The organism is Pseudomonas helleri, assembly GCF_009600315.1.
GTDB classification, from domain to species: domain Bacteria; phylum Pseudomonadota; class Gammaproteobacteria; order Pseudomonadales; family Pseudomonadaceae; genus Aquipseudomonas; species Aquipseudomonas helleri_A.
On sequence record NZ_WIWC01000036.1, the window covers coordinates 1 to 15,762 of the forward strand.

The window sequence follows — 15,762 nt, forward strand, 5'->3', positions numbered from 1 at the left end:
TCCGTGGGCACGCCGTGACGGGCCATCCATGGCCCAACACGGCTCTCCCGGCATCCATGCCGGTCGACCCACTCCGCAGAACCTCCACTCGGCCTCCCGATGGGGCGGTAGATCAAGATCAAGATCAAAAGCCAGATCAAGATCTACTGCAACTGCAGTTAAAAATCCCGCTTGTAAAAAATATCCAGCGAACTGGCTATCCCGCTCGCCACTTCCACATACACCCGCTTGCTCAATTTATAGCGCAAGGCAATAGTGCTGGCCGGTTCAAACACGCCCACGCCATAACGCACACTCAAGCGATCGTTGATTTTGCCACTGGCCACTACCGAGGTGCTGTCTCCGCTGCCTTCGGTGTCCAGTTCAAAATCCTTGAGCCCCAGATGGTTAGCCAGGCTGGTGGTCACACCCGAACTGCCCATCAAGCCTAATCCCAACGCAGCTTGTGCCAGCAAGTTGTCGTCTTCGCCACTGCCGGTCAGCGGTCGACCCAGAATCAGATAGGACAAGGCCTGTTCCTGGCTCATGGCCGGTTCCGAGAAGATTTGCGTCGTCGGTTGCTCCGGGCTGCCGGTCAGCCGGATTCCGGCAATTACGTCATCGGTTTGGCGAACCGCTTCAATGTCCAGGTAGGGCTGGTCTATAGGCCCGGTAAACAACAGCCGCGCACGGCGAATGGTCAAACGCTGGCCATAAGCCCGGTAGCGACCATTGTTAAGCCGTAGCTCTCCCCGCGTGTCCATGTTGTTGCCAATGTGTACCTGCCCGGCGATGTCCGCGTTCAGGCCAAAGCCGCTGAAGGTCAACAGCTCCTGCCCCACCACCACGTCTATGTCCATGTCGATCACCATGGGCGGCTCGCTCTGGGTCGCCTGCTGGCCAATGATCACAGTGTCGTCTGACACCTTAACCGTCGAGGGCGGTAATTCTCGTACAGTGATTTCACCTTTCGGGATGTTTACCTTACCCGCGACCAACAGCGTGTTATCCGGTTTCAGCGAGATTCTAAGGTCAGGGGCTACGTCCAGTTTGGCGTAAGGCTCAACCGTCACAGGCAGGTTATTGCCCTTGACCAATACGTTAACCGACATCGCCTTGCCCCACGCAACGTCGCCGCTGATGCTGCCCTGCCCTAGTTTGCCGCTGGTCCAGCCGCCATTGAGCAGTGCCGTTTCGCCATTGATCACGGCGCTCAATTGCAGGTTTTCAAAGTTGGTCGGTAGCTGCGGCCCGGAAATCTCGCCACCGCTCAACGCGACATTGCCGTTGATGTGCGGGGCGAGCAATGCACCGGAAATGGTCCCGGTGCCGTTCAGTTGGCCGGTGAGTGTCTCAACCATCGGCACAAAGGGACGAATCACTGAAATATCCAGACCGCTCAGTCGGAAGTCACCTGTGATCGGCTTGCTTTTGGGCAACGGATTAAGCCGTGCATTGAGCATCAGTTGACCCAGTTTGCCACCATTGAAGTTGAACTGAGTGTCGACACGGCTCGGGGTCAAATTGCTAGTGAGTTTTAAGGTCTGGTACGGGAAATCCAGCCACTGGCCTTTATCTTTAATGCGCAAGGTGCCACCGCTGGCGTCGACCACGACCTGACCTTTTGGGCCGCTGGCGGGTACGTCCAGCAGTAGGTCGGCGTTAAGTTGCCCTTGCCATTGAAAGTCTTTGGGGAACCATTGCGCCAAGCTGTCGAGAGGGAACTGCTTGAGGTGAAAGCGCAGCTTGGGATCGGGCATCAACCGTTGATCTTCGCTGCACAAACTGGCCGGGCCAGAGGTCCAGCACTGCGCGCCCAAATTGATTTTGCCATCGGCCAGTCGCTCCAGACGCGCCGGGTTTTGCAACACCCAAGCTTGTCCGCCCGCCTTCACATCGCCCCGGGTCAGTCGACCCCGCCAATTGTCTTTATCCAGCCCGCCATCAAGCGCCAGCCCAAGTTGAAGCATCGGCCCTTGTAACGCCAATTGCAGTTGCTGGCGTTTGATGTCACCGCTGCCGCCTACCGTCAACACTCCCAGTTGCGTGTCGCCCGCCTGAATACCGCTGCCCTTGAGGTCAAGCCGACCACGTTGGTTGCGATCCAGCGTGGCGTCCAGCGTCAGGCTTTGCAGGCGATTTTCGGCAAACGCCAACTGCTGACCCTGCAAGGCCACTTTGCCCTCGGGGGCCTTGAGCGTGCCGGCCATGTCGACCCGGCCCTTGAGCTGACCGCGCAGTTCTGGCCACAACTGACCCAAACGCGGCAGGTTCAATTCCAGCTGCGCTTTGAGTTGCTGCTGCAAACTGGCCGTACCATAGATGCGGTTATCACCCAGACGAATGTCCAGTGCGCTGACCGTCCATGCTTCACCGGCACCCTGCGCCTTGGCTTGCAACATGGCCGGCAACCCACGCAAACGGCCTTTGAGATCAAGATCAGCGTCCAGTTCCAGCCGCTCATTTTTAAATGAGCCTGTGCTGCGCAACGGGCCTGCCAACGTCCCCGGCAATTCAGCCACCCAGTACGCCGGGTTCAACGCACTCAAATCCAGCGCCGCATCCCACGCTACGCCATCGGCGAACTTTACGTTAACGTGCCCCTCAGCTTTGCCCTGCCCGGCCACCAGTTTTAGCTGCGGCAGGAAGATTTGGCCCAGGTCACCGCTGAATGGGCTGGCGACACTGAAAGCACCGGCCGGGCCATCCAGATCCGCCTTGAAGTTGCCCAGGTACTTGCCATCGGTATAAGACACGTCACCGATGAACGTACGCAGGTCAACGTCCGGTTTGGCGATCACGGGGTACAGGTTATGCCAAGGGAACTCGAGCCAGTGGACAGTGGCATCGGCGCTCAGTCCTTTTTGCCAATCCACCTTCCCCGATAGCTTCAAATGCTGCTGCGCACTGGAGGTCAGGTCCAGCGCTGAAACCTGGGCGCCTTTGCTGTCCACTCGACCTTCAAGCAATACACTCACCGGGTTATTTTCAGCCGGTAAGCTGGCCGTGCCCTTCAGGGCATAGCCGGCCTTGAGATCACCTTTGGCCGTAAGCAGCAATTGATTGAGTTGCAAAGTATCAGGCAGATCCGGGCTGGCCTTGAAGGCCTCAGAGGTAATGCTCACTTGCGCGGGCAGGTTTTCTGCCAGCGGTTGAACATTACCCGTCAGGTGAGCGTTGAGGTAACCGCTGCTGTCAGCCGCGAGATTCAAGGTTGTGCGTAAATGACCCTCGACGTTCAACGCCAGTGCCCAAGGCTGTTTGTCCGGGGATGGCAGATTGATCGTCCCCTTTAACGCCAGTGGCCAGTCCCCATTGGGTTGCAACAACCCGGAAAGGTTCACGCTGAGGTCTTCACGCTCGATCGTTGCGGAATCGATCTGCAAGCCTTTGGCCGTCCACTGCGCCGCTATCTGCAAACCTTTAAGCTGCTCGATACCGTTGAACAACACGTTACCGACTTTAATCACACCGACTTCAATGGCCAGGGGTAATTTCAGCTCCGGCAAGCTGATGGGACCGCTGCTGCTGTCTTCGCTGGGCGGGAATTGCAGGCTGACTTGATCCGCCTGTAGCTGGTCTATGCATAAGGTCATACGGGTCAGGCAGCCGGGCGACCAGGCAAAGATCGGCCGGGTCACTTCTACACGGCTGGTGCCTTGCTCCCACAACAGGTGATCGGCGCTCCACTGTGCACCCAAACGACCGTTGAAGTTGTCCACCTGCAAACCCGGCACTTGAGCCAACACCCAACGACTGCCCGTTTGCGTCCCCAAAATAACGCCGAGGGTGACAACCACCAGCAATACCAGCACCAAAACGACTAAGCCGGCTATTTTCAAACCACGAATCACAGTTCAGGCCCCATCGAGAAGTGCAGTTGGATACCACCGTCATCGTCCAGCGCATGAGCCAGGTCGAGTCGTATCGGGCCTATCGGTGAAATATAACGAATACCCACGCCGACCCCAGTCTTCAAGCTGGGCAGTTCCAGATTGTTGAATGCGTTGCCCTGATCCACGAACGTGGCCCAGCGCCATTTCTCAGCGAACTGGTATTGATACTCAAGGCTGCCCGTCAGCATATAACGCCCGCCGATGCGATCACCCTCGGAGTTCTTGGGTGACAGGCTTTGATAGGCATAGCCGCGCACGCTTTGATCGCCGCCCGCAAAAAACCGCAAGGAAGGCGGTACTTGTTTATAGCCATTGGTAGCGCTGCCGCCGAATTGAACGCGCCCCAGAAAACGGTGTTTTTCCCACAAGGTGGTCAACGCCTTGAATTGCACGTCACCGTGTAACAGGTTGGTGTCCGACATCAGCCCTTCCTTGGCCACTTCGATACTGGAGGTCACGCTGTAGCCGTGGCTCGGGTCAATACGGTTATCACTGCGCACCACCGAGAAACTCACCCCCGGCATCAGCAAGGTGCTCAACCCAGAATCATCCCCCAAGCGGTACTGCTCATGTTGCCAGCGCAGAAAAACCACCCGCGTCCAGCCATTGTCCATCTTGCTGTGCCATTCAGGGCCAAGGGTGAGCAACTTGCTCAACGTGTCGGTATTGGCGATTTCTTCGTATTGATAGCCTGCCGCAAAGCGCAATTTATCGGTCAGGGGCGGATCAAGCGGAATGTCATACCAGGCCCCGACGTTCTGCTTGGGCTGAGAAATTTCTGACTCAAAACCGTAACTGTCGCCACGGGGGTTGTCCCAATGTCGCGTCCAGCTGGCTTTGCCACGCGGCCCCATATCGGTCGAATAACCCAGACCCAACGTCATGGTGCGTGGTTTGCGGGTATACAGATCGACGTCAACCGGAATCACAGTACCGACAGCCGTACTCGGTGCGGCATCCACTTGCACCGTTTCAAAATAGCCACTGCCTTGCAGGTTTTGATTGAGCTCGGCAATCAGTTGGGAGTCGTAGGGTGTGTCGGGTTTGAACGGCACCAACCGATCAAGCAAGGTCTGATCAAAAGGCGCATTGCCCGCAAATGTGACCTTCCCAAGTGTGTAACGAGGGCCGCTTTCATACACAAGATTGATGTCGGCAAACCCACCTTTGGGGTCGACCAGTATTTCGTGCTTGAGGAATTTACCGTCGAAAAAACCGTAACGCAGCGCACGGTTAAGGATCAAGCGCTTGGCGTCTTCGTAGTTGCCCTGATTGAGCACAGCGCCCGGTTTCAGGTCGTCACTGAGCGGGATCTGGAATGCCTTGAGTGATGAAGCCGGGCCCTCGACTCGCACCGTGACGTTGCGCAGATGCACCGGCTCGCCGGGATCAATGTTCAACTCCAGACGCGGCGGATCGCCGGCTTTAACCTCGGCATCGATGGTGGGCTGATAATAACCCAAGGCCTGGGAGGCTTTAAGGGCCTGCTCTATAGCGCCACGTTTGAAGCGCAACAAGGCCTCCTCGTCGCGATCGCCGAGGCTGCCTATATAGCCTTCCACATTGGCCTTGAGGGCGTTGTTTGCCGGTTTGACCTTGACCACCAGTTCGCTTTGGGCAAATGCCGCGCAACTGCTGATCAACAGGACAAACGCACTGGTGAATCTTCCTGGAAACTTCATAGGCGCGGATGCTATCACGGACAAGGCTGGACTTAGAGCGCGCCACGGAGCACAAACGCGGGCTTATGCTGTTGCAGTGTGTAACACCTGAGGGTTGGCATGAAATAAGACACGCTCCACCACCGGGCCTATGGCCACCTCTCCAATCTGGACATAACCCTGACGCTTATAAAATTCCAGGGCCTGTTCATTACCGGTGTCGAGCACTACACCTTCGGAATGCTCGTCCGCTGCGCACCAGTTATGAACGGCTTCCAGTAACTGCTCGCCATAGTGCATCCCTTGGAACTGCGGGTGTATACCGTGCAGCGGCAACATATGCACGGCATCCCCGGGAATGCAGGCCAGCACGGCGTTATGATAGTCCAGATAACGGCGTGTGCCGCGCAGACCGGCCGTTAAGAACATGCGCAGTTGCCATGCCCAGCTTTCAGTAATACCCAGACGCCGCAGGGGGGGCGCGATCAGGGCAATGCCCACCAGGCGGTCATCGACCAAAATTCCCAAGGCCGGTAAATCCTGAAAAAAATGCTGTTTGACCAGCGCCCGAACGGTAGCTCGCATCCGCCGTTCATACCCGGGGCGACTCGCTTCAAACAAATATTGAAACGTCGGCTCCTGGCGATACGCCTGATACAGCAGCGCCCGCGCTTCCTTTGAATAGCCGCTGTCCAGCAGTTGAATCTGGCATGTGGCGTTCGACGCTTGTGTCATGACGGTCCCCTCGGTGACGCTTGGATAGCGACACTTCTTAATGAGTACGAGCCCCCGAGGCGCATAACAGTTCAATCGGGGCTGCGAGTTTGCAACGTTAGCAGTGCATTTGCCCCACTGCACGCTGACCGCTAACATCGCAGTTTTATTCAGGACTGCCCGCCCATGAAAATCGTTTCATTCAACATTAACGGCCTGCGCGCTCGGCCACATCAGCTGGCAGCGCTGATCGAAAAACATCAGCCCGACGTCATCGGCCTGCAGGAAACCAAAGTCCACGACGATCAATTCCCCCTCGCCGACATTCAGGCCTTGGGTTATCACGTGCATTTCCATGGTCAGAAAGGCCATTACGGCGTCGCCCTGCTGTCGCGAAAAGAACCCCTTGAGCTGCACAAGGGCTTTGCCACCGACGAAGAAGACGCACAACGCCGTTTTATCTGGGGCACGTTCGCCGACGAAAATGGCCAGCCGGTGACCATCATGAATGGTTACTTCCCACAGGGCGAAAGCCGCGACCACCCCACCAAATTTCCGGCCAAACAGCGCTTTTACAGTGACCTGCAACAGCTGCTCGAAAGTCAGTTCAGCAATGAACAACCGTTGGTGGTCATGGGTGACATCAACATCTCCCCGCAAGACTGCGATATCGGTATCGGCCCGGACAACGCCAAGCGTTGGCTGAAAACCGGCAAATGCAGCTTTTTGCCGGAGGAACGCGAGTGGATGGAACGCCTCAAGGGCTGGGGCCTGGTGGACAGTTTTCGTTACCTGCACCCGGACGTCACAGACCGCTTCAGCTGGTTCGACTATCGCAGCCGGGGCTTTGAAGACGAGCCTAAACGTGGCCTGCGCATCGACGTGATTCTGACCTCCAATGGGCTGGTGCCTCGGATCAAGGACGCCGGTGTCGACTACGACCTGCGCGCCATGGAAAAACCCTCTGACCACGCACCTGTCTGGCTCGAATTGAGCTGAGTGGCGAGGTCATTTATCGCCATCGTCATGCGCCGGTAACACGCCTACCTTAAATTGCTGGCTCATTTCTGGCTCCAGGAAGGTGCCCGCTGATGCTGCGGTTAATGGTGTGGATGGTGGCGTGTTCTATGACCGGCATGGCCTTTGCGAGCGACTTGCGCATTCAAGGCTCAAACACCATTGGCGCCAATCTCGGCCCGGCACTGGTGAGCGCCATGCTGGCCGAACAGGGCCTGCGCAACATTCACCGCGTGCCTGCCACGCCCCCTAACGAGTACAGCATTGTCGGCACCAATGCCTTGGGCCAGCAGGTTCGCGTCGATGTTTCAGCCCACGGATCAGGCACCGGTTTCGCGGCACTCAATGCAGGGCAGGCGGATATGGTTGCCTCCTCACGCCCCATCAAAGACGCTGAACTGGTCGAGCTTGAAGCACTGGGTGACCTGAAAAGCCCGGAAGCCGAACACGTCATCGCCATCGACGGCCTGGCAATCATTGTTCATCCCGACAACCCGCTGACTCAACTCACCACCGCCCAACTGGCCGACATCTTCAGCGGTCGGGTCAGCACTTGGGAAGCACTGGGCGGCGTCGGCGGGACGATTCATCTCTATGCCCGCGATGATCGGTCCGGTACATGGGACACGTTTAAAGAGGTAGTGCTCAACCGCGAAAACATGGCGTTAAGCTCCACGGCACAGCGCTTCGAGTCCAGTGAGCAGTTATCCGATGCGGTCAGCCATGACCCGCAAGCCATTGGTTTTATTGGCCTGCCCTACATCCGTGCGGCAAAAGCCGTGGCGATTGCCGATGGGCCTTCGCAGCCGATGTTACCGCTCGACAGCCTCATTGCCAGCGAAGACTATCCGCTATCCCGGCGCCTGTTTTTCTATCTGCCCCCGAACACCCGGAATTCACTGGCCCACTCACTGGTCAACTTCACCCAAAGCCCTCAAGGGCAAGCGATTGTCGCGCAGAATGGTTTTATTGCGCAGAGCGTACAAGCCAATCGTGTCGTGGCCGGTGAACACATGCCCGAGGACTATCAGACACTGACCAAAGAAGCTCAGCGCCTGTCTGTCAATTTTCGATTTGAAGAAGGCAGCGCGACACTCGACAACAAGGCGCGTCAGGATTTGGTGCGTGTGATCGAGTATTTGAGAACCCATGACAAGCTCAGTCAACACATCACCCTGGTGGGTTTTGGCGATGCCAAAAACGACACCGAGCGCGCGCAATTATTATCGAAACTGCGGGCGATGGCTGTGCGTCGTGAGCTGGTCAAAAGCGGCGTCGTATTACGTGAAATTCGTGGCTACGGCGCGCAGATGCCGGTGGCGAACAACGCCGAGGATGAAGGTCGCCTCAAAAACCGTCGCGTTGAGGTGTGGGTGTATTAAGCCCACTTGGCGACTAAGCGACTAGGCGTACTTATCCAGCTCCAGCTTGCCTACTGCGGCTCTGTGAACTTCGTCCGGGCCATCGGCCAGTCGTAACGTGCGTTGCATGGCATACATATACGCCAGCGGAAAATCCCCCGAAACTCCCGCCCCGCCATGCATCTGAATGGCTCTATCAATCACCTTCAACGCCACATTCGGCGCGACCACTTTGATTTGCGCGATTTCACTCCGGGCGACTTTATTGCCCACCGTGTCCATCATGTATGCCGCCTTGAGCGTCAACAGCCGCGCCATGTCGATGTCCATTCGCGAGTCGGCAATCTGGTCGATATTGCCCCCCAATCGTGCCAGTGGTTTGCCGAACGCTTTACGCGCCATCGAGCGTTCACACATTAATTGCAACGCACGCTCAGCCATGCCAATCGAACGCATGCAGTGATGGATGCGCCCTGGGCCAAGGCGACCTTGAGCAATCTCAAAACCTCGTCCCTCACCCAGCAATACGTTTTCGTAGGGCACCCGGACATTATCGAACAGGACTTCGGCATGCCCATGGGGCGCATCGTCATACCCAAACACTGGCAACGGGCGCACGACTTTTACCCCCGGTGTGTCAATGGGCACCAGAATCATTGAATGCTGTTGGTGACGCGGGTTTTCAGGATTGCTCAAGCCCATAAAAATCAAAATTTTACAGCGCGGGTCACAGGCGCCCGAGGTCCACCATTTGCGACCGTCGATCACCCACTGATCGCCATCACGCACCGCCCGAGCGGCCATATTGGTTGCATCAGATGAAGCCACGTCGGGCTCAGTCATTGCAAACGCCGAGCGGATTTCCCCGCGCAGCAAAGGCTCAAGCCACTGCTGTTTTTGCGACTCACTGGCGTAACGCACCAGCACTTCCATATTGCCGGTATCAGGGGCCGAGCAATTAAATGGCTCCGAGCCGAGCATCGAGCGGCCCATGATTTCGGCCAGTGGTGCGTATTCCAGATTGCTCAGTCCCGCCCCCGCTTGGGATTCGGGCAGAAACAAATTCCATAACCCTTCAGCTTTAGCCTTGCGTTTGAGGTCCTCCATGATCGCAGTCGGTTGCCAGCGATCTCCCTCAGCCACCTGTTGCTCGAAAATAACTTCCGCCGGGTACACATGGGTGTCCATAAACGCCGTCACACGCTCGCGCAGCGCTTGAACTTTCGGGGAATAAGCGAAATCCATTGAGGGTTACCTGCTACCGGGAAGTCTGGAATAAGTAATCCCCGATGCTAGAACAGCCATGCTTCATTTGCGTTGTCTATTTACAGCGTGTATTACCATTCATAAGCAATATAGTTTTCGACCTCGTTTTACCCGATAACAAGAGCGAAGCGCCATGAACCTGAACAAGGTCGATCTCAATCTGTTTGTCGTCTTTGACGCGATTTACACCGAAGCCAACCTGACACGCGCAGGCCAAATTCTGGGAATTACCCAGCCTGCGGTCTCCAACGCACTGGCTCGCTTGCGCGAAAGCTTCAACGACCCGTTGTTTGTGCGTACCGCGCAAGGCATGGTGCCCACGCCGATGGCTCAAAACATCATCAGCCCGGTGCGCAGCGCCTTGGCCTTGCTGCGCGTGTCGGTGCAGGAAAGTCGGATTTTTAATCCGTTGCAAGCCAGCAAAACGTTTCGGATCAGCATGACTGACCTGTCCGAAGCGGTGATCTTGCCGCCCTTGTTTCAACGATTGCGCCGCCAGGCACCCGCCGTCGTGGTTGAGAGTTTTCTCGCCCACCGGCGCGAAACCACCAGCGATCTGGCAGCGGGACGACTGGATTTCGCCGTGGATGCACCGCTCAATACCGACCCGCAGGTGCGTCACGTCAAGTTGATGGAAGATCGCTTTGTGTGCGCCATGCGTCAGGGACATCCCTTGGCCAATAAACCTGGCATCAGCCTCGATGAGTATCTGGCCCTGACCCATATTCACATTTCGACGCGACGTAACGGACTCGGCCAAGTCGATCTGGCGCTCGGTAAAATCGGTCGACAACGCAAAATCACGCTGCGCTCGCAGCACTACCTGATGGCGACCAATGTACTGCAGCAAACCGATATGGTGATGACCGTTCCCGAGCGCTTTGCACGGCGCCACGCCTTGCATTTTGTGGCGTTGCCGCTCACTGAATTGCCCAATGTTGAAACACATTTGTACTGGCATGAAAGCACCGAACAAGACCCGGCCAATCGCTGGATGCGCGAACAGCTGGTTGAGGTCTGTCAGAAGCAAATTGCGCTGGAAAATAAATTCGCCAGTGCCCGCGCTTGACGTAAACGTCAAGCAGCCAGTAGCTTAAGCTCACGATGAATCAAGAGCGCGCCCATGAGCAGCCAGACGTACAGTATTTCCGACCTGGCCCGCGAGCTGGACATCACCACCCGTGCCATCCGCTTTTATGAAGAACAAGGCTTGCTCGCCCCCGAGCGGCGCGGCCAGGAACGGGTGTATTCAGCCCGCGATAAAGTCAGCCTGAAGTTGATATTGCGCGGTAAACGCATCGGTTTTTCACTGGCCGAATGCCGCGAACTGATCGAGCTTTACGACCCAGCCCAAGGCAATCAAAAACAACTGAACAGCATGTTGGCAAAAATTGCCGAACGCCGTGAACAACTCCAGCAGCAGTTGCTGGACATACAGCAGATGCAGCTTGAACTGGACACTGCCGAAGAGCGCTGCCTCCAGGCTTTGGAACAGACCCTTAAAACCCAGAATGCAAACTGACTGCACACGCGGTTATCGCTGACCTACACCTTTCTTTGTAAACACGGTGACCCATGAACCTCCCCACGTATGTGCGTCTGGTCGAAGTTGGCCCTCGCGACGGTCTGCAAAATGAAGCCCAACCCATTAGCGTGGCGGACAAGGTGCAACTGGTAGACGCGCTGACGGAGGCGGGCTTGAGTTATATCGAAGTCGGCAGCTTTGTCTCACCCAAATGGGTACCGCAAATGGCGGGCTCGGCAGACGTGTTCGCGCGCATTCAGCGCAAACCGGGCGTGGTCTACGGTGCTTTAGCACCTAATCTGCGCGGGTTCGAGGACGCTGTGAGCGCGGGGGTCAAAGAAGTCGCCGTGTTTGCCGCCGCCTCCGAGGCTTTTTCACAGCGCAATATCAATTGTTCCATCAGTGAAAGTCTGGCGCGCTTTGAGCCCATTATCGAGGCTGGCCGCCAGTACGGAATTAGCGTGCGCGGCTACGTGTCCTGCGTGCTGGGTTGCCCTTATGAAGGTCAGGTCAGCGCGCAACAGGTCGCGACTGTTGCCAAGGAACTCTACGCCATGGGCTGTTACGAAGTTTCACTGGGGGACACTCTCGGCACCGGGACTCCCTTGGCTACAAGAACGATGTTCGAGGCGGTCACAGCCTACGTCCCACGAGAAAAACTCGCGGGTCACTTCCATGACACCTACGGTCAGGCGCTGGTCAATATCTACGCCAGCCTGCAGGAAGGCATCAGCGTCTTCGATAGTTCGATTGCGGGGCTGGGCGGCTGCCCTTACGCGAAAGGCGCCAGCGGTAATGTCGCGACCGAAGATGTGCTCTACATGCTCAACGGCATGGGTATCGACACCGGCGTGGACATGAACAAGCTGCTGCTGGCTGGGGAACACATTTGCAAGGTTCTGGGCAGGGTTACGGGCTCGCGGGTGGCCAAAGCGCTACTGGGCTGAAACCTGTGGCCCAGTGTTACCGCACGCGCCTTGAAATGAGTAACACGGAAACAAACCGGCCCCCACAAGGCTCGGTTTTTTTTCGATATTTCATCAACTTATTGATTTATAAGAAATTTTAAAAGTTGGCACGGCTCCTGCTATCTCTATGGCATAACAAGAACAAAAAAATGCAGCAACCTAATAAAAACAATACGAAACGACTCTGACATAACAAAAACAACACGGCAGAGACGCAGCTAACAGATTTTTTTGGAGAAGGTTTACTTTTCCGGGGAGCTACAGAGCCACCTCGCAACCGGGCAGAGAACAATAAAACTACCCTCAGGTAGCACCCGTTCAGGTTGGATCACAGGTTTGATAGCCCGTGATGAAAGTGGATCAGCGCTCAAAAAAATACGTTTGCTCTTGATCCCGAATGGGGATCGCACAAAACGCAGCAAAGGGTGAGTTCCAAAAACAACAATACGCCGCCCTTCAATAATAAAAAGAGAGCATGCAATGACACATTAAAGGGGAGCTTCGGCTCCCCTTTGTGTTGAGTCAGATTCATGATCACGAGGAAGAGAGCTCATGAGCATGAAACCGCCCCCACTCGCTTAAATAGGCACTTAGCGTGCGTTGACCGAGGTATTCATTACCCCGGCAAAATTCAAATAATAAGCGCCTTGAGTGCCATAGGAACGAATATCCGTAATCTGTGGAGCGACCAACACTGACTTATCTCCTATATCAAACGTTTCGTCAGACAACTCAAAGAGCAACTCATCAATATCACCCACCAAAGCGATGACATTACTCACCAAGGCAGTCCCAATTTCAGACGCGATCATGTTTTTCAAGCCCGGTATCATGCTCTCGTACATATCCGCCCATGAATTGTTTCCCACAAGATTAAACGAGGGGAAATAAGTTTCGTCGTACGAGATCCTGATTGTTTTATCTGCCGCAACGTACACTTTAAGATGCACATCAAGAGGAGCTAAAAAATCCACTGACCATTCAGGGTCAGGCAGACCCGATATATCCACTCTTACACGGCCGCCCAATTCAACCACCAACGCTAAATAATCATCCTTCATTTCCAGATTATAATTCAGCAGCCGAATAAGCCCGCCCTCTTCAGTAAACTCTTTGGGCATCGGATCCCAAAACTTTTCCCTGATCACTTTCTCCAAAACACGATGGCTTATCTGAACACGAAAAACATCATCATAAGCAGTTCGTACTGTCTCTTCAGGCTCCAGCTGCCTTTTGACTCGCGGCACAATATCGGTCAGTTTTTGTGCGCTAAATCTGTCTGGGCAATAAGCGGTTCGAAGTACACTTCCGGTGGCTTCGGGCGTGTCAAATGGAAATGACCATATCCCCAACGGTGGCATTTCAGGAAAAAAGTCGGGCACATGCTTAGGAATCAGGACTACTGCAAGAACTTTGTTTAGCACACTTGCAACTTCACTCATTTTGTTTTTGAGTACAGCCTGCGCAAATGGATCCTCAGGGGTAAGATTCATGTAGGGCGCATCTTCAATCTTCAGCACGTACCTATCTATGGTTTCAATAAAATATAAAATACCATTCAGATAAACAGAGATCGAGGTTGCTGTTTTATTCACAGCTTCCACCGTGATGCTCAAGTTACATTCCATCTCAGGAAGATAGTAAGGACTGACCAATACAGGTGGCTCAGACAATTGCCAAGTCACTGTAATTCCCAGCTCTTCATCAATGAGAGTGCCACCGAGTTCGGATTCAATTTGAGGAAAAATGTCTTCAATGCACCGATTAAAAAACTTATTGGGCAACCTGATTGCATAATCCGCCACAGGGTCATCTGATAGATGCGTGACTGAGATTTTCGCCATCTGACTATTTAACATCTTATAACTCCTGACTGATAGAGCCGCTTTGGCTTTACGAAATTTGCGTCAGGGCAAAAAATATCCTCAAAACTTAAGTGCCAGTACTCTCAAGGAAGACAGTAAAAACAGACATTTACTACAACACTCACTATTCACATCTCTCCCACACTGCGGATTTCCCAAAGTTTCCCTGCCAGAGAGCGTGGACTGGCGATACGTCATTTCGGCACAGCGGCTTTCGTTAAATAACGTTTACGTTTACGTCAAGGTCGTTGACAGAGGCCGGGGCCAGGCTTACGTTAACGTAAAGGTTATGAACCGCATCGCAAACAGCTTCTTCCCACAAGAATAATGATCAAGGTGCCCTATGAGCTACCCGACTTTGAACTTCGCCCTGGGCGAAACCATCGACATGCTGCGCGATCAGGTGCAGGCCTTCGTCGCCGCAGAACTGGCGCCACGGGCGGCGCAAATCGACAAGGACAATCTTTTTCCGGCCGACATGTGGCGCAAATTCGGGGACATGGGCCTGCTGGGTATCACCGTCCCGGAAGAATACGGCGGCACCGGCCTCAGCTACTTGGCCCATGTGGTCGCGATGGAGGAAATCAGCCGCGGCTCAGCATCCGTCGCCCTGTCCTACGGAGCCCATTCCAACCTCTGCGTTAACCAAATCAACCGAAACGGCACACACGCGCAAAAGCTCAAGTACCTGCCTAAGCTCATCAGCGGCGAACATGTTGGTGCATTGGCCATGAGCGAGCCCAACGCGGGCTCTGACGTGGTCTCCATGAAGCTGCGTGCAGACAAACGCGGCGACCATTTTGTGCTGAACGGCAGCAAAACCTGGATTACCAATGGTCCCGATGCCACAACCTATGTGATTTACGCCAAGACTGATCTTGAAAAAAATGCTCACGGCATCAGTGCATTCATTGTTGAGCGCGACTGGAAAGGTTTCACCCGCAGCAAGCATTTCGACAAGCTCGGCATGCGCGGTTCCAACACCAGCGAACTGTTTTTTGACGACGTTGAAGTGCCCCAGGAAAACCTGCTGGGCACGTTGAATGCTGGCGTAAAGGTGTTGATGAGCGGCCTGGATTACGAGCGCGTCGTACTTTCGGGCGGTCCCACCGGGATTATGCAGGCGTGCATGGATCTGGTTGTACCCTATATTCATGACCGCAAACAGTTCGGCCAAAGTATCGGGGAGTTTCAGCTGATTCAGGGCAAAGTCGCCGACATGTACACCCAACTCAATGCCAGCCGTGCCTACTTGTATGCCGTCGCTGCCGCGTGCGAGCGTGGCGAAACCACCCGCAAGGACGCAGCCGGGGTGATTCTGTACAGCGCTGAACGCGCTACCCAAATGGCCCTTGACGCTATCCAGATTCTGGGCGGCAACGGCTACATCAATGAATTCCCTGCCGGACGCCTGCTGCGTGACGCCAAGCTGTATGAGATCGGCGCGGGCACCAGCGAAATTCGACGCATGCTAATTGGTCGCGAACTGTTTAACGAAACTCGCTGAGGA

The 15,762-nt window shown here is 55.2% G+C and carries 11 protein-coding genes; 6 read left to right on the forward strand and 5 right to left on the reverse strand.

Translation table 11 applies throughout. The features are described 5' to 3' along the window. Positions 1–158: 158 nt before the first annotated feature. The 3 genes from GHN86_RS18020 to GHN86_RS18030 all read right to left on the reverse strand — a co-directional run bounded on the left by GHN86_RS18020 (position 159) and on the right by GHN86_RS18030 (position 6,271). Positions 159–3,833, reverse strand: coding sequence for a translocation/assembly module TamB domain-containing protein (locus GHN86_RS18020; protein ID WP_323369442.1), 3,675 nt, complete (start codon positions 3,831–3,833; stop codon positions 159–161). Beyond that, positions 3,830–5,557: an autotransporter assembly complex protein TamA gene (locus tag GHN86_RS18025; RefSeq protein WP_153380945.1), complete on the reverse strand. Its 1,728-nt coding sequence runs from the start codon at positions 5,555–5,557 to the stop codon at positions 3,830–3,832. The genes GHN86_RS18020 and GHN86_RS18025 overlap by 4 nt, the downstream gene beginning before the upstream one ends. 63 nt (positions 5,558–5,620) lie before the next feature. Next, the gene (locus GHN86_RS18030; RefSeq protein ID WP_153380947.1) at positions 5,621–6,271 is read right to left on the reverse strand and encodes a GNAT family N-acetyltransferase; all 651 of its coding nucleotides are present in this window, start codon (positions 6,269–6,271) and stop codon (positions 5,621–5,623) included. Positions 6,272–6,436: 165 nt separating this feature from the next. On the opposite strand from GHN86_RS18030, the gene xthA reads away from it, so the two are divergent. Next, positions 6,437–7,249, forward strand: a complete 813-nt coding sequence (gene xthA, locus GHN86_RS18035; protein WP_153380949.1) for an exodeoxyribonuclease III — start codon at positions 6,437–6,439, stop codon at positions 7,247–7,249. A gap of 104 nt (positions 7,250–7,353) precedes the next feature. Continuing rightward, on the forward strand, positions 7,354–8,649 hold the full coding sequence (locus tag GHN86_RS18040) for a substrate-binding domain-containing protein (protein WP_228384940.1): 1,296 nt from the start codon (positions 7,354–7,356) through the stop codon (positions 8,647–8,649). 21 nt (positions 8,650–8,670) lie between these two features. On the opposite strand, the gene GHN86_RS18045 is transcribed toward GHN86_RS18040, so the two are convergent. Continuing rightward, positions 8,671–9,873: an acyl-CoA dehydrogenase gene (locus tag GHN86_RS18045; protein ID WP_153380953.1), complete on the reverse strand. Its 1,203-nt coding sequence runs from the start codon at positions 9,871–9,873 to the stop codon at positions 8,671–8,673. A 154-nt stretch (positions 9,874–10,027) separates the two neighbouring features. Here GHN86_RS18045 and GHN86_RS18050 point away from each other — a divergent pair, with 154 nt between their 5' ends. The 3 genes from GHN86_RS18050 to GHN86_RS18060 are packed head-to-tail and all read left to right on the forward strand — an operon-like array spanning position 10,028 to position 12,366. Continuing rightward, positions 10,028–10,963 carry a LysR family transcriptional regulator gene (locus GHN86_RS18050; protein WP_153380955.1) on the forward strand — a complete coding sequence of 312 codons (936 nt, stop codon included), beginning with the start codon at positions 10,028–10,030 and terminating at the stop codon, positions 10,961–10,963. 54 nt (positions 10,964–11,017) lie between these two features. Continuing rightward, the gene (locus tag GHN86_RS18055) at positions 11,018–11,416 is read left to right on the forward strand and encodes a MerR family transcriptional regulator (protein WP_153380957.1); all 399 of its coding nucleotides are present in this window, start codon (positions 11,018–11,020) and stop codon (positions 11,414–11,416) included. A 53-nt stretch (positions 11,417–11,469) separates the two neighbouring features. After that, positions 11,470–12,366, forward strand: coding sequence for a hydroxymethylglutaryl-CoA lyase (locus GHN86_RS18060; protein ID WP_153380959.1), 897 nt, complete (start codon positions 11,470–11,472; stop codon positions 12,364–12,366). Positions 12,367–12,977: 611 nt separating this feature from the next. Here GHN86_RS18060 and GHN86_RS18065 read toward each other — a convergent pair. After that, positions 12,978–14,246 carry a hypothetical protein gene (locus GHN86_RS18065; protein ID WP_153380961.1) on the reverse strand — a complete coding sequence of 423 codons (1,269 nt, stop codon included), beginning with the start codon at positions 14,244–14,246 and terminating at the stop codon, positions 12,978–12,980. A 349-nt stretch (positions 14,247–14,595) separates the two neighbouring features. Between GHN86_RS18065 and GHN86_RS18070 the strand changes: the two genes are divergently transcribed. Next, positions 14,596–15,759, forward strand: a complete 1,164-nt coding sequence (locus GHN86_RS18070) for an isovaleryl-CoA dehydrogenase (protein WP_153380963.1) — start codon at positions 14,596–14,598, stop codon at positions 15,757–15,759. The last annotated feature ends 3 nt before the right edge of the window (positions 15,760–15,762 follow it).